Source organism: Pelorhabdus rhamnosifermentans (assembly GCF_018835585.1).
Taxonomy (GTDB): domain Bacteria; phylum Bacillota; class Negativicutes; order UMGS1260; family UMGS1260; genus Pelorhabdus; species Pelorhabdus rhamnosifermentans.
On record NZ_JAHGVE010000011.1, the window covers coordinates 1 to 21,339 of the forward strand.

The following is a 21,339-nucleotide window of genomic DNA, read 5'->3' on the forward strand; positions in this document are numbered from 1 at the left end:
GCAATAGAACGCGAAGCTGTTGAATCGACAGCGACAGTAGATAAGAAAGATTACAAAGGTGTTTGGGTTTTCGTAGAACATCAAAAAGGATTGGCACGTGGCGTCGCTCATGAACTTTTGGGCGAAGGCCGGATTCTTGCCGACAAACTTGGCGAAGAATTGGCAGCTGTTGTCATTGGCGGCAATACAGAAGAAATCGCCAAAGATGTCATTGCCAGCGGTGCGGACAAGGTCTATGTTGTAGCAGGCGAAGAGTATGCCCATTACAATCCAGATGCTTATACCATTGCATTTGTTGACTTAATCAATACGTATAAACCCAATGTGATACTATTAGGCGCAACAGTAGATGGACGCGATCTTGGACCGCGTGTGTCTTGTCGTGTCAAAGCAGGTCTAACTGCCGATTGTACCAATTTGGATATTGATGAAGAAACCCGTTTAGTTGCTTGGACGCGTCCCGCTTTTGGCGGTAATATTATGGCAACGATTCTTTGTCCTGACTATCGTCCACAAATGGGAACAGTTCGTCCGAAAGTATTTAAACGTCCGGAGCAAGACTTTAGCCGGACAGGCGAAATTATTAAAGTGCCAAGTAAAGTAAAACCCGAAGACATTCGTACCAAGCTTATTGAAGTCATCAATCTTTGTACAACTTCCGTCAACATTGAAGAAGCGGAAATTATCGTTTCCGGTGGACGCGGCATGTGTGATATGGCAAACTTTAAATTGCTTGAAGAACTAGCTGAGGCTGTGGGCGGTGCTGTAGGTGCTTCACGTGCAGCAGTTGATGCCGGCTGGATGCCTGCGCTTCATCAAGTAGGACAGACAGGCAAGACAGTGGCACCGAAAATTTATTTTGCTTTCGGTATTTCCGGTGCCATTCAGCATTTAGCGGGTATGAGTACATCAGACATCATTATCGCAATCAACAAAGATCCCGATGCAAATATCTTCAAATTTGCTAATTATGGTATTGTAGCTGACGCGCTGCAAGTTATTCCGATGCTCACCGCAGAATTCAAAAAGTTAAAAGCAAACTGATGGTTTTTAGGAATACACCTCTTCATCTATGGTAGTTGGTTTAGTTACCTTCTTTTTACCATTTTTGAATAGGGGTGTATTTTTTTATAACAAATACGTTTTTTTACTGAAATGAGAGAATTGGCTAAAAAAGAGAATTTCTATTACTAAATTACCGAATTTAGTGAAAACGGAGAAAATTAGTCAAATTAGATTAACAGCATTGCATATGCAACTAAAATATTGTATTATATTAAATATTGATGTTCAAAATAGTTTGCTTACAAAAAAAAATCAGAGGTAGTGGAATATGTTGGAAATTTTCGACAGTAGTTGCATTTTATTAGCAAAGGCCGAGCAAAAACATTATCAGTATACAAAGAGATTACTGGCAACGCAGGGTCTGGAGATTACGCCAGGACAAATGTCTGTATTGTATACCTTGTATAAGCGTGATGGTATTTCCATTACTGACTTGAGTAAAAATTGTTACTTAGATAATTCTACATTGACTGGTCTTATTGACCGATTGGAACGTTTAGAACTAGTTTTCCGTAAAAATGTACCTGAAGATCGTCGCTTGTATTATATTTTTTTATCCGAAAAAGCTCATAGCATTCGTGATAAGGTAATCAATGTTATGACTCAAGTATCAGAAACAATGTTGGATGGATGCAGCGAAGAAGAGACCAAAATATTTCGTCATGTGTTATTAAATATTTTCAATAAACTGGGATAAAAATCAAGTAAAAAAAATTACATTTGTAATATTGGCCTGGAAAATGAATCAATCGTATTTGGACAGTAAAAAAGGATTTGAACGAATTGTATCGTTCAAATCCTTTTTTTTATTCGGTTTTTACCATATCTGGAATAAAGTATCTACACGTTGAGGTATTTATTTACGCAGGAGCTTGGGGGGTGAGTAATGCAATGTTGTGTTCTTTAAAAAAATCGACATATTCATCGGCAGGTTGGACGTTCGTTATAAACGTTTGGATATCTTTTAAATTATAATAAGTCGTTAATGAAGCGCGTCCTAATTTAGTATTATCAGCTAATAAGATAATATTATCACATTTTTCAACAATATACTTTTTTATGTCATACTCATAGGATGATGAATTAGTGACTCCTTTTGAAATGGAAACTCCGGTAGTGGCCATAAAAGCTTTTGAAATATTATATTTCTTGAGTAAGCTAACAGCTTCTATTTCAACAAACGAGTTTGTTCTTCTAAATAGTGTTCCGCCTGTGGAAATAATATTTAGATTAGAGAATGGGATGGAATCCATAATGACATTTAGGTTATTTGTAATGATGGTTAAATTTTTTATTTGAGATAAATAAGGGATCATGTGCAAGGTGGTGGTTCCTGAGTCAATGTAAATAATGTCCCCATCATCAACTAATGTACTCGCAATATGGGCAATTGCCTGTTTGGCTTCTTTATTTCTTACTTCTCTGGATTCGAATGGTTCAGTGGTTTTCTTGTCATTTAGGATAATTCCACCATAAACTTTTTTAATCATACCCTGTTTTTCCAACTCATTAATATCTCTTCGCATGGTGTTTTTAGAAACTTTGAGTAAGTTACATAATTCTTCAATTGTTGCCCGTTCATTTTCAATAATATAAGTTTCCAGTTCTTTAATTCTGCTTGCTTTCAAGTTATCACCTCAGTAAAATTCTGTTTTAAATCTTAAATGGGGCTGAGTAGACTATAACTCCAATTTTTAGGGAATGCATTTTTGGCGATAATTAAGTATTTTAGCCATATTTTGTGTCTATTAAAAGATCAACTTTATTATACAATAACAAAATATAATAATCAAATAAAATCAATATTACCAAGTTAAATAACCAATATAACCAAAAAATATTAGTTCAATGTTTAATGAAATGACTACTCATTCTAGAGTGGGTAGTCTTATACATTTAGGAATGTATTGAAGTACGATTTTTCAAAATAACAACATTTAAGTATGAATTGCATTTCTGTTGGTAACTAAAGAGCAAATCTATTATTTTTCTTATATTTGAATACTGAAAACATTTAAAAAAATATAATTTTAATATTGTAATTACTATTTGCACGGATTATAATGTAACCATAAAGTGATAGAAAAAGCTCTAACATTTTATTGAAAGTAATCAAAATATAATAAAATATAACCATTACGGTATCAACATGTACAAAGAAAGGATGAATGTTATGGCGAATTTGTTTTTAACTCCACAAAGAATTATTTCAGGCAAAGAAGCATTGTTGAAGTCCGGTCCCTATTTAAAAACGTTTGGAAATAAAGCACTTATTGTTACGGATAAGATTATGTTGAGTATTGGTAATGTAAAAAAAGTAACTAATCTCTTGGATAGTCAAAATATTATGTATGAAGTGTTTCCGAAAATTAACAGTGAGCCCACCGATAAGATGGTTTATCAAGGAGTTGAAGTTTATAGAAAGACCGATTGTAATTTCTTGATTGCTCTTGGCGGGGGTAGTCCTATCGATACCATGAAGGCTATCGGAATTATGCTCAATACTTTCAGTAAGTTAGCTGATTATATGGGAAAAGAAATCACGGTTCTTCCGCCTAAATTAGTTGCTATACCGACAACTGCGGGAACTGGCTCAGAAGCCACACAGTTTACGATTATATCGGATACGCAAACTGAGGTTAAAATGTTGTTGAAAGGTGCAGTTTTATTGCCTGCACTAGCTGTTGTCGATCCAGATTTAACGATTACTTCACCAAAGAAAGTTACTGCCGCAACAGGTCTTGATGCTTTGACCCATGCGATCGAAGCCTATACCTCGAAGAAGGCCCAGCCCTTATCAGATATTTTTGCTCTTTCGGCCTGTAAACGTATTTTCGAAAATTTAAAGCAAGCTTATGAAAATGGAAATGATTTAGAAGCGAGAAATGAAATGTCACTTGCTTCACTTGAGGCTGGGATTGCTTTTAATAATTCCTCGGTTACACTTGTTCATGGTATGAGTCGGCCTATTGGTGCATTATTTCATGTGCCGCATGGAATGTCGAATGCGATGCTGCTTGTAGATTGCTTAAAATTCGCCATGTACGGTGCACAAGCAAGATTTGCTGATATTGCAAAAGAGGTAGGTTTTTATAAAGAAGGGATGAGTGATGAAAAAGCAGCTTTGTGTCTTTTAAATGAGATTAAAAAGTTGTGCGATCAATTACAAGTTCCAACTTTAGAAGAATTTGGCGTGGATAAAAATCATTTTTTTGCCATGATCAATAAAATGGCTCAGGATGCTATGGAAAGCGGCAGTCCGAACAATACAGTGAGAAAAGTAGACCAAGACGACATCAGTGCTATATATACGAGACTTTGGAATTAAGAGTATTGCTTTTAAGGAGGAAAACTTAGATGTCGTTAGTCACGATGAAAGATATTTTGAAATACACACAGCAGTCTCATTGTGGAGTGGGATCATTTAGTGTTGTCAGTATGGAAATGGTTATGGGAACGATCAGGGCCGCAGAAGAACTGCACTCGTCAATTATCTTGCAAGTTGCTGAAGTACGGCTAAAATATTGTCCCCTTGATTTGATTGGTCCTGTTATGATTCAAGCTGCACAAAAAGCAAAGGTGCCTGTTGCTGTTCATCTTGATCATGGATTGAAAGTCGAAACCATTCGGCAGGCATTAGAATTAGGTTTTACATCGGTCATGCTGGATGGTTCACAGTTGCCATTGGAAGACAATATTGCGAGGACCCTTGAAGTCATAAGATTAGCGAAAAAGTATGGAGCATCGACAGAAGCTGAGATAGGCAGAGTGGGCGGTAGTGAAGATGGCTCGGAAGAAATTGAAATGATGTGCACCGATGTTCATGATGCGAAACGTTTCTTTGAAGCCACAGGTGTGGACGCATTAGCAGTGGCAATTGGCAATGCCCATGGAATGTATAAAGATAAACCTTGCTTGCAATTTGGGCGTTTGGCAGATATTCATCAGGCTGTCGAAGTTCCGTTAGTCCTTCATGGGGGTTCTGGATTAACAACGGAAGACTTTCGCGGATGTATCAAAAATGGAATTAAGAAAATCAATGTACAGACAGCAACCTTGAATAAAATTATTGAAAATGTACAACTTCTTTTTCAACAAAAACAAAAAGTGGAATATTTTGACTATCAGCAATGTGTGATTGATGCGGCATGTGAAAATGTGAGAAATCACATTCAAGCATTTCAAAGTAATCATCAGGTTTAAGAAGGGGCGGTTGAAGTGAATCACATTGTGTTTGATCAGAAACGAAAAATGGATATTATCCCGGTTGGTAGAGTCGCTATTGATTTTAATCCCATCGATATGAATAAGCCGTTAGAAGAAAGTACGACTTTTAAAAAATATCTGGGGGGATCTCCTGCTAATATTGCTGTAGGTATGGCGCGTTTAGGGAAAAAAGTCGGGTTTATTGGTAAGGTATCAGACGATCAATTTGGCCGGTTTGTGACGCAGTACTTTCAAAAAGAAGGCATTGATATTTCAAACATTGCTATAGCGAAAAACGGCGAGTCTTTGGGACTTACTTTTACAGAAATTGCGAGTCCGACAGATAGCAGTATTCTGATGTATCGCAATGCTGTGGCTGATTTAGCTTTGTCACCGGAAGACATTAATGAAGAATATATCAAAAATGCAAAGTCTATTGTCATATCAGGTACGGCTTTAGCGGCCAGTCCTTCACGCGAAGCGGCGTTATTGGCTTTGGAATATGCAAAGAAAAATGGCACTATTGTAATATTCGATATTGATTATCGCAGTTATACGTGGAAATCAAAAGCAGAACTTGTTGTTTATTCCTCAGCAGTTGCCAGGTTAAGCGATATTATTTTAGGTTCGAGAGAAGAATTTGATTTAATGGAAAGTCTTCTAAGGTCGGAAGTTAGTACAGATCAGGAAATTGCGCAACGGTGGTTTGCGCAGGGCAATCAGATTATTGTTATTAAACATGGCAAGGAAGGTTCAACTGCTTATACTGCCGATGGGCAAAAGTATGTCATTAAACCGTTTCCAATTAAATTGTTGAAATCTTTTGGCGGCGGAGATGCTTATGCGTCAGCTTTCTTATATGGACTAATGGAAGGCTGGGATATTATTGACTGTCTTGAATTCGGCAGTGGTTCAGCTTCTATGTTGGTATCCAGTCACAGTTGTTCGGAAGCCATGCCAACTGTAGATGAAATTAAGAACTTTATTAGCAAGGAAAAACAAGAATATGGTGAAATGATCGCTCGAGTATAGGAGGGAATGATTATGGTACAAGATTTCGGTGAGCTCAAGGATGGCTCCAATACATTATGTGAAGTAAATGGAAAAAATGAAGAAATGTTAATGGATATTAACGTGGAAAAATTGAGTACAAAAGACAAAAAATCTTATTATCAACAAACGAAGGAAATGGCTATTTTACTTCTGGAAGGCAAGCTGAAAATAAGCTGGTCTGGCAAGGAAAAATTAATTGAGCGAAAATCGGTATTTGATGAAGATCCCTGGTGTCTTCATGTTTCCAAAGAAACTGAAGTTACTTTGGAAGTGCTAGAGGAAAGCGAAGTTATTGTTCAATGTACTGAGAATGCCAATAAATTCGAAGATAAATTATATTCTCCTCAAGACTGTCAAAGTGATATCTTTGGGGAAGGCGTTTGGCATGATACTGCCAGAAGAGTGGTGCGGACAGTATTTGACTATCGTAATGCACCTTACTCTAATATGGTTATGGGAGAGGTGATTACTTATCCAGGTAAATGGTCCAGTTATCCACCTCATCATCATCCACAACCTGAAGTCTATTATTATAAATTTAATAAACCACAAGGATTTGGATTATGTTTGGTAGGCGAGGATGCTTACAAGATAAAAGATCATAACTTTGTGACAATTAAGGGAGGCCTTGTTCATCCTCAAACAGCTGCGCCAGGTTATGCGATGTATTATTGCTGGATGATACGGCATTTGAAGAATAACCCTTGGACAGATAGAATTGATGATCCTAATCATACTTGGTTATGGGATGAAAATGTTAAAATATGGCCGGATAAATAGCTAAACGGGAGGGGATATGAATTGAAAACAATCAAACTAACAATGGGACAAGCGTTGCTTAAGTTTCTGGATCAGCAATACGTCGAATTCGATGGGGTAGAAAATAAATTTGTCAAAGGTGTTTTTACCATTTTTGGTCATGGCATGGTTGTTGGTTTTGGTGAAGCTTTACAACAATATCAGGGAGACATGGTTGTATACCAGGGGAAAAATGAACAAGGCATGGCGAATGCTGCCATTGGTTATGCCAAACAAAAAAATCGGCGTGAAATTATTGCTTGCACTTCTTCCATTGGTCCGGGTGCTTTGAATATGGTTACTGCAGCAGGTACAGCATCTGTTAACAGGATTCCGTTATTGTTATTTCCCAGTGATACATTTGCTTGTAGGCAGCCTGATCCAGTATTGCAACAACTTGAAAATCCGACGAGTATATCTATTACTGCCAATGATGCTTTTAAACCGGTGTCAAAATATTGGGACAGAATTGCTCGCCCTGAGCAGTTGATGACAGCTATGTTAAATGCTATGCGGGTTTTGACTGATCCGGCAGATACGGGTGCGGTAACCATTTGTTTGCCTCAGGATGTGGAAGGGGAGGCTTATGATTATCCTGTTGAGTTTTTCGCCAAACGGATTCATTATATAACGCGAAAAATCCCGACTCAAGGAGAAATTGCCCGAGCAGCAGCTAAAATTCAGCGTAGTAAAAAACCGCTCATGATTTGTGGCGGTGGAGTTGTTTATGCTGAAGCTGGTGAAGCTTTAAAACAATTTGCCGAGAAATTTAACATTCCCTTTGGCGAAACGCAGGCAGGAAAAGGGGCAATTCCCTGGAACCATAGCCTGAATTTAGGGGGGATCGGAGTTACCGGTGGATTAGCTGCTAATAAGATTGCAGCCGATGCAGATTTAATTATTGCAGTAGGTACACGGTTGTCTGATTTTACTACATCATCTAAAGGATTATTCAAAAATCCCTTGGCGGAAGTTTTATCGCTGAATGTTAATTCCTTTGATGCCTACAAGATGAATGCAATGGCTGTAGTTGCCGATGCGAAAGAAACGCTGCAGACACTTACTGCCTCACTGGACCAAGCTGGCTACAAATCGCAGTATAACCAAGAAGTTGTTTTAGCCAAACAGGAGTGGGATCAGGAAGTTGATCGGTTATTTGGTGTTGAGATGGATGCAGGATTGTCACAAACGCGGGTTTTAGGTGAAATTTCTAAAATGATGAGTGAAGACGACATTATTGTCGGAGCTTCAGGAAGTTTGCCAGGGTGTTTGCAACGACTATGGCGGCCAATAAAGCCGAAAACCTATCATATGGAATATGGATTTTCCTGCATGGGTTATGAAGTATGTGCCACCTTGGGTGTTAAGATGGCTGAACCACAGAAAGAAGTCTATTCCATGGTTGGCGATGGAAGCTATTTAATGCTTCACTCGGAGTTCGTTACAAGCATTCAGGAAGGCTACAAGATTAATATTCTTTTATTTGATAACAGTGGGTTTGGCTGTATTGAAAATTTACAAAATAGTCAGGGAATCCCATCTTTCGGAACGCAATTTAAATTTCGTGATTCCACTACCGGTCAGTTATCAGGATGTAATTTGCCAATTAATTTTGCTGAATGCGCCAGAGGATATGGGGCAAAAACCTATACGGTACATACCATTCAGGAATTAAAAGAGGCTTTTGCAAGTGCCCGCCAGGATAAAGTATCCACTTTGATTGATATTAAGGTTTTGCCCAAGACCATGACAGGCGGTTATGAATCATGGTGGCGTGTTGGAGTACCGGAAGTATCGGAAAATCCGTCTGTTCGTGCAGCTTATCAGCAAATGAAAACAGAGATTGTCAAAGCGAAGAAATTCTAATTTGGAGGGACTGTGTATGTTAGATAAAACAAAGGTGAAACTGGGAATCGCTCCTATTGCCTGGACGAATGATGATTTGCCTGAACTTGGAAGCGAAAATACTTTTGAACAATGCGTGAGTGAAATGGCGCTTGCTGGATTTACTGGCAGTGAAGTGGGTAATAAATATCCGAGAGATACAAAAGTTCTTAAAAAAGCTTTGAAGTTGCGTGGAATCCATATTGCGAGTGCCTGGTTCAGTTCTTTTTTGACTACTAAGCCGTTTGAAGAGACAAAGACAGCATTTATAAAGCATCGGGATTTTTTACATGCCATGGGAGCCAAAGTAATTGTTGTTGCGGAACAGGGCCATAGCGTGCAAGGAATGATGGACGTAGCGGTATTTGACGGAAAACCTACTTTTACCGAACAGGAATGGACCGATTTAGCAACAGGTCTGGAAAATTTGGGGCGTCTAGCAGCAGAAAAGGATATGAAGATTGTTTATCATCACCATATGGGAACAGGCGTACAAACGACTGCAGAAATTGATAAACTCATGGCAATGACAGATGAGAAACTGGTTTATCTGTTATTTGATACAGGTCATCTAGTATTTTCAGGCGAAAATCCAGAACAAATTTTGCAAAAATATGTTAAAAGAATTAAACATGTCCATTTGAAAGACATTCGTTCTGCTGTATTGGCCAAAGTAAAGAGAGAAAAATTGAGTTTTCTACAGGCCGTAAAATTAGGCGCTTTTACTGTACCAGGCGATGGCATGATCGATTATGAACCGCTGTTTAAAATATTAAATGACAATTATTATGAAGGCTGGTTTGTCGTTGAGGCCGAACAGGACCCCGCCAAGGCCAATCCACTTGAATATGCATTAAAAGCACGTCAGTATATTAGGGAAAAAACAGGTTTGTAATAGTTAAATTGTTTTGATGATATAAAAATGCACATTGGATAATGGAGAGGTGGAATATTGATGGTGAAGATTGGTATTATTGGGGCCGGCAGAATTGGTAAAGTTCATGCGGAAAGTATTAGTAAATATGTTAAAGATGCCAAGGTTAAGGCGATTGCAGATCCTTTTCTTAATGAAGAAACAGAGCGTTGGGCAAAAACACTGGGAATTCAACATGTCTACAAAGATTATCATGATATTCTTCAGGATTCTGATATTGCAGCAGTGCTTATTTGTTCTTCGACGGATACCCATTCGTCTATATCACTTGAAGCTGTGAAGGCTGGCAAACATATTTTTTGCGAAAAACCAATTGACCATGATGTTGAAAAAATTAAATCTGTTATGGAAGCTGTAAAACGGTCAAAAGTCAAATATCAGGTTGGATTTAATCGGCGGTTTGATCATAATTTTCGTGCGGCTCAGGAAGCGGTGTTGAACGGTAAAATTGGTACTCAGCACGTTATTAAAATTACATCAAGAGATCCTGAGGCACCCCCTGTTAGCTATGTAAAAGTATCTGGTGGGATATTTTTGGATATGACCATTCATGATTTTGATATGGTAAGATATTTGTCCGGTAGCGAGGTAGAAGAAGTCTATGCCATCGGCTCTGCTTTGGTAGATCCAGCTATTGGTGAAGCCGGGGACATTGATACGGCGATTATTACGATGAAATTGGCTAACGGGGCGATGGCTGTGATTGATAATTGTCGACGTGCTACCTATGGTTATGATCAGCGTGCTGAAGTATTTGGATCAAAAGGCTCAGTAGCTGTAACGAATGATACCGCTTCTACGGCTACATTGAGTACCGAAGACGGAGTTGTTGCTGAAAAACCACTGTATTTTTTCCTGGAGAGGTATATGCAAGCCTATGCTAATGAAATTGCCGCGTTCGTTGAGGCTATTGTAAAAGATGTACCGGTCCCTGTAAATGTCGTAGATGGTTTGGAACCTGTATTGATTGGACTGGCCGCTAAAAAATCTTTAGCAGAAAACAAACCGGTGAAACTTGCCGAGATTAAAAGTTTATTTGATCTATAAATTGTCACTTGAAGTGCTCACGGTATCTTTTTTAAAAGTATTTATATTAACATAAAAAATCGCAATATTATGAAATAAAGTTAGGTTTTAATATTAGATGATAATTATAAAGGAGGTGGCGACCATGAACGAATACTTTCTAAGTTTAAAGGGAATATGCAAAAGCTTTCCTGGTGTTAAAGCTTTAGATAATATAGATTTAGATATTAAACCCGGGGAAACCCATGCGCTTGTGGGCGAAAACGGAGCGGGAAAGTCAACGCTTATTAAAATATTAACGGGTGCCTATCAATATGATGAAGGTGAGATGTATTGCCAGGGGAAGCAAGTACGCTTTGCCAGTCCAAAAGATGCTTATGCTTTAGGAATTGCTTGCATTTATCAAGAACTTAGCTTGGCCACTAATATGACTGTGACGGAAAATATTTTTTTAGGGCGAGAATTACGTATACCTGGTGTCGGTTTGTTAGATTACAGTAAGATGAATGGGATTGCGCAACAGGTGATTGATGACTTGGGGATTGAGGTTAATGTGAAGGATTTAGCACAATCTTATAGCATGGGCTATCGGCAGATGATAGAAATTGCCCGTGCTCTTGTTGCTAATGCTAAATTGATTATAATGGATGAACCAACTTCAAGCCTATCGGGAAAGGAAGTCAAATGTCTTCTTGAAAAAATACATAAATTAAAAGAAAAGGGTATTGCTGTTGTTTATATTTCTCATCATCTGGAAGAGGTAATGGAGATAGCTGATCGCATTACTATTTTGAGAGATGGCTGCAAAATTAAGGTCATGGACAAGCAAGACACTAATCAGGATGACATGATCCATTTGATGGTTGGGCGTGTACTAGGGGAAAAATTCCCGAAAGTTTCTGTGACACTAGGCAATGTAGCTTTGAAAGTGGAAGGGATTAATAGAGCCGGAGTATTGGATAACGTTTCTTTTGAAGTGCGCAGTGGCGAAGTGTTGGGTTTTTCCGGTTTAGTTGGCGCGGGACGCACCGAGCTGGCGCGCGCCATATTTGGCGCGGATAAAATTGATTCTGGAAAAATTTTTATTAACGGGCAAGAAGTAAAAATTGATAGTCCCAAAGATGCTATTCAACACGGAATGGCTTTCCTTACCGAAGATAGAAAAGGTCAAGGTCTTGTCCTAATGCATAATATACGATTTAATGCCAGTTTGTCAGGTCTTAAGCGGTTTTGCAGATTAGGCCTTATTAATACTAACGTAATGAATCGAGAAGTGGATAACTTAATAGAACAACTTCAACTTCGCCCAGGTAATCCCTTATTGACGACTCGTTTGTTATCAGGTGGTAATCAGCAAAAAGTAGTTATTGCCAAATGGCTGTGTTCACAATCGAAAATATTTATTTTTGATGAACCGACTCGAGGCATTGATGTAGGTGCCAAAGTAGAAGTATATAAACTGATTAACCGCCTGGCATTGGAGGGAGTGGCAGTTATTGTGATTTCTTCAGAATTGCCTGAAGTGATGGGTATTAGTGACCGTATCTTGGTTATGTATGAAGGCAGAATTACTGCTGAATTTAATCATTCTGACGTTACGCCGACCCAAATTATGAAAGCAGCTACAGGAGGTATGATTAATGAACACAAATGAACAAATCATAGCGGATCGTCCTGTTTATAAAAAAAATATGTTTAAAATAATGAGGCAGTTAGGCTCATTACTTGGTTTAGTAGGCTTATGTGTTATTTTATCTTTATCGTCGGAGTATTTTTTAACTGTCGATAATATCATGAATATTGCTAGACAATCCTCTATCAATTGTCTAGTTGCATTGGGTATGTTATTGACTATCTTAACTGCTGGGATTGATTTGTCAGTTGGTTCTATCTTAGCTTTAAGTATTGTTACTATGGGGATTGTTGTAGTAAAGCTGGGTATGTCTCCGATTATAGGCATTATTGTTTGCCTTGGGGTAGGTGCACTTTTTGGTTTAATCAATGGTCTTCTCTTAACTAAATTGTCGCTACCCCATCCGTTTATTTCTACAATGGGTACAATGAGTATAGCGCGAGGATTAGCGTTAATGGTTACGGCGGCTTTGCCCATTTCAAATTTTCCACCAGTGATCCGATTTTGGGGGGAGAGTTTTATAGGACCCATACCGTTTAGTTTCATTCTAGTACTTTTTGTATATGCGATTTTTCACATTGTCCTTAATTATACTGCAATTGGCCGGTATATTTATGCAGTAGGTGGTAATCCCGAAGCTACCCGCTTATCTGGAATTAACATTCATCATGTACTGCTTTTTGTGTATACCATCAGCGGATTCATGTCAGGGTTAGCGGGCTTGTTATTAGTTGGACGAGTCAACGCGGCCTATCCGTTAGCGGGTTTGGATTATTCATCAGATGCCATTGCTGCCGTAATTATTGGTGGCGCTAGCTTTATGGGTGGTGAAGGTACAGTAGGGGGTACGTTGATTGGTGCCATGATTATGGCAGTTTTGAGAAATGGTCTTAACATTTTGAGCGTATCTTCTGAAATGCAGACTGTAGCCATTGGTGTTGTTATTATCTTAGCCGTATATGTTGATGTGTTGCGCCATAAAGCTGCTAAAAATGCGAAAGCATAGTTAAGAGGTTCCCGCGAAGTCTGATTATGATTCACCTTGTTACTGGACTTTATATTTCAGGTAGTGACGAAGTACAATCTGCTATCCTGTTAAGGTGGTGGTAGGATAAGGCTACATTCCATATCATTGTCTTGATAACTTTAATAAAAACCCATAGCAAAAAGGAGGAAAAGTGTAATGAAAAAAACCACAAGTTTATTTGTAGTGTTATTCTTCATGGTGTCCCTAGCCTTAGTTGGTTGTGGTGCTTCAAATACCGTAAAGAATCAAGAATCAACGATGAAAATTGGGGTTGTTGTTAAAGCTTTGAATAGTGATTATTGGAAAACAGTTGAAGCGGGCGCTAAGGCTGCTGGGGAAAAATACGGCGTTAATGTAATAGTTCTAGGACCAAATGCAGAAACTGATGTAACCGGACAAATTTCGATGATTGAAGATCTAGTCACGAAGAAAGTAAACGCTTTAGTTGTGGCACCATCCCAAGCATCTAGTGCGATTCCTGTTTTTAATAAGGCTAAAGAAAATAAAATTCCTGTAATTCTTGCTGATACAGACGCTGACTGGGGCGATAAAGCAGCTTTTGTTGGTACTGGTAATTATAATGGTGGTAAAATCGCAGGCGAATATCTAGCTAAAAAATTAGGTAAAAACGCTAAAATTGTTATTCTGCGTGGTGCTCTTGGTGACCCTACTCATGATGAGCGTGCTAATGGTTGCATTGAAGCATTAAAAGCAGCTGGTTTAGAAGTAGTTGCAATTCAGCCGGCTAATAGTGAACGGGCGATGGGCGTAACGGTTATGGAAAATATTATCCAAAGCAAACAAAGTTTTGATGGTGTCTTTGCGACGAACGATGAAATGGCGCTGGGGGCTGAACAGGCCTTGAAAGCGATTCAGAATAAGGCTCCCATAGTAGGTTTCGACGGATCTATGGATGCCATGTCTTCTATTCAGGGAGGAGAATTAGATGCCTCCATTGCCCAGAGTCCATATAACATTGGTTTTAAAGGTGTAGAAGCCGCAATTGAAGCAGCTAAAGGTGAAAGCATTGAAAAGCGTATTGACACAGGTACAGAAGTAGTTAATATAGACAACATTGTGCAAAAACTTGATGAATTGAAAAAATTATTAGGAAAGTAGGGAAAATCTGAGTTTACTCCTTATTATGGTAGCCCTTGTTTTGGGGTAGTAAGATTATTTATAACTGGCTTATTAGATAAAAGAGGTGCATTGGAACTTTTGTTTCAACGCATCTTTTCTTTTTGAGTCATTTCTGGTGAATGTAGGTCGAATAAGAAATGATTTACAATACAATATAACGATGTTATACTTTAATCATGAATATAACAACGTTATATTAGGGATTAAAGTTAACTTGATTTTATGTTAAATGTAAAATAAGGAGTTGTATTAATTATGAAAATTATTGTTCTTAATGGCAGTCCAAAAGGGCCGGCGAGTGTTACGATGCAGTATGTTGATTTCATGCGGAAGAAAAATTCTCAGCATGATTTTGAAATCATTCATATTGCTCAGCAGATTCGACAAATAGAAACGAGTGAGCGATTCAATGAAATCATTGCAGCAATAAAGGGTGCTGACGGTATATTATGGGCTTTTCCTGTATATATTTGTTTAGTACACGCTCATTACAAGCGGTTTATTGAGCTCATCACTGAGCGGGTGGCAGAATCTGCTTTTCAAGGGAAGCACACGGCACTGCTTACGACATCCATTCATTTTCACGATCATACAGCGCACAATTATCTGCATGGCATTTGTGATGATTTGGATATGAAGGTTTATGGTTCCTTTTCAGCTGGTATGCATGATTTATTTAATGAACAAGAACGAAAAAAGTTAGTGCAATTTTCAAAAGGCTTTTTTGATGCTATTGATCGGGATGCACCGAGTAGCAAGGTGTATGCGCCGCTTATCAGTCCAGCATTTGAATATCACCCTGGGGCGAATTCGGCTGTTTTAGATTCTAAAGGTCATAAAGTTCTGATTGTCACAGATGTGGAAAATAAGCAAACTAATTTAAGTCGTATGATCGAAAGAGTTTCGGCGCTGTTTAAAGAACAAGTAGAAGTCATCAATTTGCATCATATCGATATTAAAGGCAGTTGTCTGGGCTGTATTCGTTGCGGTTATGACAATACATGCTGTTATCAAGGCAAAGACGGATTTATTGATTTTTATAATAACAAAATAAAAGCCGCCGACGTTTTGATTTTTGCCGGGGCTGTTCATGATCGGTATTTATCTTCATTATGGAAAACTTTTTTTGACAGAGCCTTTTTCAACACGCACATCCCTTCGCTTGCGGGAAAGCAAATTGCTTTTTTAATTAGCGGTCCGTTAAGACAATTACCGAATCTTCGGCAAATTATGGAGGCCTATACGCAGTGGCAACAAGCAAATCTTGTTGATTTTGTGACTGATGAAGCATATGACTCACTTGCAATCGATCAGTTGCTTGATGAATTAGCGCAGCGCAGCCTTGATGATGCAAAATGTCAATATATCAAGCCAGCTACTTTTCTGGGTGTGGGAGGTAGAAAAATTTTTCGCGATGAAATCTGGGGAAAGATACGGTTTCCCTTTGCTACCGATCATCGGTTTTACAAACAAAGTGGATTCTATGATTTTCCCCAGCAGGATTATGCTACGCGCGTACGAAATTTATTCTTAAGTTCCATGATTAAAATTCCAGTGATTCGTAAAAAGATTTATAATAAAATGATGATAACAAAAATGATTGAACCTTATCAAAGGTTAATTGCTAAGCTGTGATAAATCCAGTTCTACCGGAGGTCTTATGACGGAAAATGCTAATCAGATTGATATGCGCGCGGTGATTTTAAAACAAGCGCGTGACCTTTTTTTGTCGCTCGGGTATCATAAAACGACGATGCGAATGATTGCCGAGGCGGCTGGGATTTCTACTGGCCCCCTGTATTTTTATTTTCGCAACAAAGCAGAGGTATTTTACCATATTTGTCGAGAAGCTTTTGATTATCTTCTTGATGATTTACGTCAGGCTGCTCAGAGTGATAACCATGCGGGCCTAAGGCTGCGGGATATTTATTATGCTTATAAAGCTTTTTATTATCGCGAACCACAGTTGTTTGAGATTATGCATCTAGCGACGAATCCGATGATAGGGATGAATCTTCCGCAAACGTTAGAAGAAACGTTAAATAAAAAATATCAGGATTTAGTTAAGATTATGGAAGGCGTTATTCAAGAGGGGATTGTTCGTAAAGAATTGCGTCCTGTTCATCCGAGAAAATTAGCCTTGTACCTTTATTCGGTGGCTGAGGGGGTTTTTCTTACTAGTCGTATGGGTGTGTTACAAAATTGTGACATTAGCCTGGACGATATGATTGATACAGCGATTGACTTGATTGGTGTAGGCATGGTTGATTTTCACGGAAGTTGTCCTCGTGTCGAAGGAGAAGATCGGACTATTGGCTGAGTAAAATCTAGTATTTAATTATTTGTAGCATCAGGCTGTTATATTAATAATATTTTTATTCTTTTTTTGTTTGCCATCAGCAGAGGGAAGAGGTGTAGCATTATTTTGCACAGCTCCTTCTGCTGCTTTTTTTATTTCTGTATGTTTTCGCCGTCTGGCGACATCGTTGGCGGCTGTATTTAGTTCAATTGACTGTTTAATATCTTGATCAATTTCATTATTCGTATTCTGTGGAATATCTGTTGGACTATTTGGATTGGAATTTTCAAGAGAAGTGGCTGGAGATGTTCCAGATTTGGACATGTTCCAACAGACTGCTATTTTGCTGAGTGCGGAAGACATTTTTTTCCTACTGGCAGCAGCAAGAATTCGTTCATGTGCAGCGAGTGATTTCTCTGATTGATACATTAATTTTGCTGCTGCTTTTTCACGGTCTAATCTTTGATTTTCTAGCTTATTGCTTACGCTTTTATACAAGGCTTGTTGAAGTGCTACATTCGTTGATTGTAGGTCTGTGACCGTTTGTTTGTTATCAATATGAACAGAGTAAGGGTTAAGAATGTTGCTGTCAGTTGTAGTTTGTTGAGCTAGTTGCTTTAGTAAATCTTCGCGATGTTTTCTTAATGCAGTTAAAGTGTCTTTAGGCTGAAGTACAGACAGTAAGTTATTGAGTTCTATTTGATTTATTGGCATTTTTACTCGCCTTCTTATTATATTTGTATCTGAAAAATAGCTTATATACTTAATATCGTAATTTTTTTTAATAAGTTTAACTGGAACGGATGATTACAGCGGATTTTGGGAAACTAATGATCTGGCAGCCGGAAGTTCAATTATTTTTTTTTACTTATTAGTCGAATAAAGTAATTTATGTGATATAAATCACCGACAGCTGATAATTTATCTTGTATGCTGTAACCATGACAGGGATGATAGTTTTACTCATAAAAAATGCTGAGTTTTTCATACAAAATAAATGCTGAGGAGGCGAAAACATGTTAAGAAAAATTGTCCAGATTGATGAAGAAAAATGTAATGGTTGTGGATTGTGCATTGGTGGTTGTCATGAAGGTGCGCTTAAACTGATTAATGGCAAGGCTAAGCTTGTATCAGATTCCTATTGTGATGGCTTAGGAGCCTGTTTGCCTGATTGCCCAACAGGTGCCATTTCTATTGTTGATCGTGAAGCAGCAGGATTTGATGAAGAAGCTGTAAAAAGTCATTTGGCCCGTCAGGGGAAAACGCTTCATACTCCGCCAGCAGGCGGCTGTCCTGGCAGTATGGCGCGGATGATTGCGCGGAAAGCAGGCGATAATCAGCCTAGTGTATCGCCTGCGGGCTCGGAGCTTCGGCAGTGGCCTTGTCAATTGAAACTTGTGCCTGTAAATGCGCCTTATTTTGATGAAGCCCATTTACTTGTTGCTGCTGATTGTGCCGCCTATGCCTGCGCTGATATGCATGCAAAATTTATGCGTAATAAGATTACACTGATCGGCTGTCCAAAACTTGATGAAGTGAACTACGCTGAGAAGTTAGCCGACATACTAAAGTTGCATGAAATTAAAAGTCTTACTGTTGTGCGTATGGAAGTGTCTTGTTGTGGCGGGTTAGTCAATGCCGTAAAAGAAGCCATTATTAAAAGCGGCAAAATGATTCCATGGAGTGTTGCTGTTATCGGTACAGATGGTAATATACGTGAAGACTAAATAGGTCAATATACTGGCCATTTGGTGATAAATAGAAATGTTGGAAGGAGGGAAAGAGTATGAAAGGTTTTGTTGATAAGGATGCGTGTATAGGTTGTGGATTGTGTCCTGGAGTCTGTCCGGAAATTTTTGAAATGGATGATGACGGAAAGGCCAAAGCATTAGATAAGAAAATTACGGATGATTTAGTTGAGAGTGCGAAAGATGCTGAAATGCAATGTCCTGTCAATGCAATAAAAGTTGAGTAGATACAGTTTTTTTACAGAATAGATGGGGGAGGATTTTTGATGAGTGACATGTTTTGTTTTCAATGTGAACAAACGGCTGGTGGCAAGGGGTGTACTAAAGTAGGTGTTTGTGGCAAAAAACCGGAGGTTGCGGGTAAGCAAGATGAACTGACTTGTGCCCTTATTGGCTTGGCACGCGCGGCAACAAACAAGACGCCTCATAAGGCGGCTGACAAGATTATGATGCAAGGCTTGTTCGCCACAGTGACGAACGTGAACTTTGATTTTGACCGCATTGCGCAATTGATTAGCATAGCAAAACAAGAAAAAAACCGGTTAGACAGCAGCGCACAAGATTTTCCTGCCCAAGATTTATGGACAGGTCATGAGGACATTGTATCACTAAGGTCTACACTGCTCCTTGGCATGCGCGGCATGGCGGCCTATGCTTGGCACGCCGCAGTATTAGGCAAGGAAGATACCAATGTAACAGCGTGGTTTTACAAGGGCTTAAGGTCCCTTGGTGAAGAACATAGTGCAGATGAGTGGCTCGGTCTTCTTATGGAATTTGGACAGATCAATTTAAAATGCATGGCTTTGCTCGACGAGGCCAATACATCAGCCTATGGACATCCTGTACCAACATCTGTTCCGCTGCTTGTGGAGAAGGGACCTTTTATTGTTATCAGCGGACATGATCTGCATGATTTAAAACAATTGCTTGAACAGACTCAGGGTAAGGGGATTAACGTTTATACACATGGTGAAATGCTGCCTGCACATGCTTATCCGGAACTAAAAAAGTACGTCCAATTGAAAGGTAATTTTGGTACAGCTTGGCAAAATCAGCAAAAAGAGTTTGAAAATATTCAGGGACCTGTTTTGTTTACGACGAATTGCATTATGCCGCCTAAAGCGTCTTATGCGGATCGCGTTTTTACTACAGATGTTGTTGGCTATCCTGAACTACAGCACATTTCAGATGCTGAAGGGAAAAAAGATTTTACGTCTGTTATCGATAAAGCCCTGGAACTTGGCGGATGGGACGAAGATCGACAGTTTACAGGCATTAATGGTGGCACTCAGCTTATGACGGGGTTTGCCCGCAATGCTGTGCTTGGAGTGGCGGATAAAATTATCGAAGCCGTAAAAGGAGGAGCTATTAAGCATTTCTTCCTTGTTGGCGGATGTGATGGTGCAAAACCGGGCCGGAATTATTACACCCAATTTGTGGAGCAGACGCCGAAAGATACCGTTGTATTGACTTTGGCGTGCGGTAAGTATCGTTTTAATGATCTTGCTACAGGGGAGATCGGCGGTATCCCTCGTGTTCTTGATATGGGACAATGCAATGATGCTTATTCGGCTATTCAAGTAGCTTTGGCTTTGGCCAATGCATTTGAGTGTGACGTAAACAGTCTGCCCTTAACACTAATACTTTCCTGGTATGAGCAAAAGGCCGTGTGCATTTTACTGACGCTGCTGGCCCTTGGCATTAAGAACATCTATATTGGCCCCTCACTTCCGGCCTTTTTGTCTAGTAATGTACTCAATATTCTTGTGGAAAAATTTAATTTGACACCTATTAGTACGCCAGAGCAAGATCTCAAAAAAATCCTTGGTTAAATGTTATAGGCGTACAGAGGTAGAATTTTAGATCATATAAAGTTTCATGTTTTGTCAAAATATCTTGCTGTTTATGAGCAGGATATTTTGACGTTTTTACTTTTATGTACAGACAGTGTAAGGTGAGAAAACCTATCTATTGGAGGGATTTTTGTGAATAGTATAGCTAGTGTTGCGGTGAATAAAATGATTGGCTACTTTCAAAATGATGTAAAAAGAGTGAATCATGCCTTAAAAGTATATGGTTTTGCTAAAAGTATTGCAGAAACTGAAGCGTTATCAGGAGAGAGACTGGAAATACTTGAGGTTGCTGCTGTCTTACACGATATTGGTATAAAGCTTGGCGAACAACAATATCATTCTTCGTCTGGAAAATATCAAGAAATGCTGGGCCCGGCAGTGGCTCGAACTTTACTTCAGGAATTCAATCTTCAGGAAAAATTTATTGAAAGAGTGTGTTATCTTATTGGTCATCATCACACTTATTCAAAAATAGCGGGGATTGATTTTCAAATCCTCATTGAGGCCGATTTTTTAGTCAATATTTTTGAAGAGGATCTTTCAAAACAGCAAATTAAATCCATTCAAGAGAAGTATTTTAAAACATCCGCCGGAACGGCTTATTTGGATAACCTATATCTTACTAAAGCTGAGAATTGAGCTGTGGTTGAATTGAGGTATAATAGAAAGAAGG

Annotated in this window: 20 protein-coding genes; 18 read left to right on the forward strand and 2 right to left on the reverse strand. The window is 38.8% G+C overall.

Annotation, left to right across the window (positions count from 1 at the left end; all coding sequences use genetic code 11):
• A partial coding sequence (locus Ga0466249_RS13980) for an electron transfer flavoprotein subunit alpha/FixB family protein (RefSeq protein ID WP_246588734.1) occupies positions 1 to 1,044 on the forward strand: 1,044 nt, incomplete at its 5' end.
• Between the two features lie 289 nt (positions 1,045 to 1,333).
• Positions 1,334 to 1,762, forward strand: coding sequence for a MarR family winged helix-turn-helix transcriptional regulator (locus tag Ga0466249_RS13985; protein ID WP_215830087.1), 429 nt, complete (start codon positions 1,334 to 1,336; stop codon positions 1,760 to 1,762).
• A gap of 163 nt (positions 1,763 to 1,925) precedes the next feature.
• On the opposite strand, the gene Ga0466249_RS13990 is transcribed toward Ga0466249_RS13985, so the two are convergent.
• Positions 1,926 to 2,693 carry a DeoR/GlpR family DNA-binding transcription regulator gene (locus Ga0466249_RS13990; RefSeq protein ID WP_215830088.1) on the reverse strand — a complete coding sequence of 256 codons (768 nt, stop codon included), beginning with the start codon at positions 2,691 to 2,693 and terminating at the stop codon, positions 1,926 to 1,928.
• Between the two features lie 545 nt (positions 2,694 to 3,238).
• On the opposite strand from Ga0466249_RS13990, the gene Ga0466249_RS13995 reads away from it, so the two are divergent.
• The 12 genes from Ga0466249_RS13995 (at position 3,239) to Ga0466249_RS14050 (ending at position 17,086) form a co-directional block, all read left to right on the forward strand.
• On the forward strand, positions 3,239 to 4,393 hold the full coding sequence (locus Ga0466249_RS13995; RefSeq protein ID WP_215830089.1) for an iron-containing alcohol dehydrogenase: 1,155 nt from the start codon (positions 3,239 to 3,241) through the stop codon (positions 4,391 to 4,393).
• A 29-nt stretch (positions 4,394 to 4,422) separates the two neighbouring features.
• Entirely contained in the window at positions 4,423 to 5,268 is an 846-nt protein-coding gene (locus Ga0466249_RS14000) for a class II fructose-bisphosphate aldolase (RefSeq protein ID WP_215830090.1), read from the forward strand.
• A gap of 15 nt (positions 5,269 to 5,283) precedes the next feature.
• Positions 5,284 to 6,303 (forward strand): 5-dehydro-2-deoxygluconokinase, encoded by a 1,020-nt coding sequence (gene iolC / locus Ga0466249_RS14005; RefSeq protein WP_215830091.1) that lies wholly within the window; start codon positions 5,284 to 5,286, stop codon positions 6,301 to 6,303.
• Between the two features lie 6 nt (positions 6,304 to 6,309).
• Positions 6,310 to 7,104, forward strand: a complete 795-nt coding sequence (locus Ga0466249_RS14010; protein ID WP_246588735.1) for a 5-deoxy-glucuronate isomerase — start codon at positions 6,310 to 6,312, stop codon at positions 7,102 to 7,104.
• A 21-nt stretch (positions 7,105 to 7,125) separates the two neighbouring features.
• The gene (gene iolD / locus Ga0466249_RS14015; protein ID WP_215830092.1) at positions 7,126 to 8,988 is read left to right on the forward strand and encodes a 3D-(3,5/4)-trihydroxycyclohexane-1,2-dione acylhydrolase (decyclizing); all 1,863 of its coding nucleotides are present in this window, start codon (positions 7,126 to 7,128) and stop codon (positions 8,986 to 8,988) included.
• A gap of 16 nt (positions 8,989 to 9,004) precedes the next feature.
• Complete coding sequence (gene iolE / locus Ga0466249_RS14020; protein WP_215830093.1) at positions 9,005 to 9,901, forward strand: myo-inosose-2 dehydratase; 897 nt, start codon at positions 9,005 to 9,007, stop codon at positions 9,899 to 9,901.
• 60 nt (positions 9,902 to 9,961) lie between these two features.
• The gene (gene iolG / locus Ga0466249_RS14025; RefSeq protein WP_215830094.1) at positions 9,962 to 10,987 is read left to right on the forward strand and encodes an inositol 2-dehydrogenase; all 1,026 of its coding nucleotides are present in this window, start codon (positions 9,962 to 9,964) and stop codon (positions 10,985 to 10,987) included.
• A gap of 124 nt (positions 10,988 to 11,111) precedes the next feature.
• Positions 11,112 to 12,620 carry a sugar ABC transporter ATP-binding protein gene (locus Ga0466249_RS14030; RefSeq protein ID WP_215830095.1) on the forward strand — a complete coding sequence of 503 codons (1,509 nt, stop codon included), beginning with the start codon at positions 11,112 to 11,114 and terminating at the stop codon, positions 12,618 to 12,620.
• On the forward strand, positions 12,607 to 13,605 hold the full coding sequence (locus tag Ga0466249_RS14035) for an ABC transporter permease (protein WP_215830096.1): 999 nt from the start codon (positions 12,607 to 12,609) through the stop codon (positions 13,603 to 13,605). The genes Ga0466249_RS14030 and Ga0466249_RS14035 overlap by 14 nt, the downstream gene beginning before the upstream one ends.
• 177 nt (positions 13,606 to 13,782) lie before the next feature.
• Positions 13,783 to 14,745 carry a sugar ABC transporter substrate-binding protein gene (locus Ga0466249_RS14040; protein WP_215830097.1) on the forward strand — a complete coding sequence of 321 codons (963 nt, stop codon included), beginning with the start codon at positions 13,783 to 13,785 and terminating at the stop codon, positions 14,743 to 14,745.
• A 276-nt stretch (positions 14,746 to 15,021) separates the two neighbouring features.
• Positions 15,022 to 16,401, forward strand: a complete 1,380-nt coding sequence (locus Ga0466249_RS14045; protein ID WP_215830098.1) for a flavodoxin family protein — start codon at positions 15,022 to 15,024, stop codon at positions 16,399 to 16,401.
• A gap of 25 nt (positions 16,402 to 16,426) precedes the next feature.
• On the forward strand, positions 16,427 to 17,086 hold the full coding sequence (locus Ga0466249_RS14050) for a TetR/AcrR family transcriptional regulator (RefSeq protein ID WP_215830099.1): 660 nt from the start codon (positions 16,427 to 16,429) through the stop codon (positions 17,084 to 17,086).
• A gap of 30 nt (positions 17,087 to 17,116) precedes the next feature.
• Here Ga0466249_RS14050 and Ga0466249_RS14055 read toward each other — a convergent pair whose 3' ends face one another.
• Entirely contained in the window at positions 17,117 to 17,779 is a 663-nt protein-coding gene (locus Ga0466249_RS14055; RefSeq protein WP_215830100.1) for a hypothetical protein, read from the reverse strand.
• 302 nt (positions 17,780 to 18,081) lie between these two features.
• Between Ga0466249_RS14055 and Ga0466249_RS14060 the strand changes: the two genes are divergently transcribed.
• From Ga0466249_RS14060 to Ga0466249_RS14075, 4 genes are all read left to right on the forward strand, one after another.
• Complete coding sequence (locus tag Ga0466249_RS14060; RefSeq protein WP_215830101.1) at positions 18,082 to 18,792, forward strand: ATP-binding protein; 711 nt, start codon at positions 18,082 to 18,084, stop codon at positions 18,790 to 18,792.
• A gap of 59 nt (positions 18,793 to 18,851) precedes the next feature.
• Positions 18,852 to 19,040 (forward strand): ferredoxin, encoded by a 189-nt coding sequence (locus tag Ga0466249_RS14065; protein WP_215830102.1) that lies wholly within the window; start codon positions 18,852 to 18,854, stop codon positions 19,038 to 19,040.
• 39 nt (positions 19,041 to 19,079) lie between these two features.
• Positions 19,080 to 20,645, forward strand: a complete 1,566-nt coding sequence (gene hcp, locus Ga0466249_RS14070) for a hydroxylamine reductase (protein WP_215830103.1) — start codon at positions 19,080 to 19,082, stop codon at positions 20,643 to 20,645.
• 153 nt (positions 20,646 to 20,798) lie between these two features.
• Entirely contained in the window at positions 20,799 to 21,305 is a 507-nt protein-coding gene (locus tag Ga0466249_RS14075; RefSeq protein WP_312889776.1) for an HD domain-containing protein, read from the forward strand.
• The last annotated feature ends 34 nt before the right edge of the window (positions 21,306 to 21,339 follow it).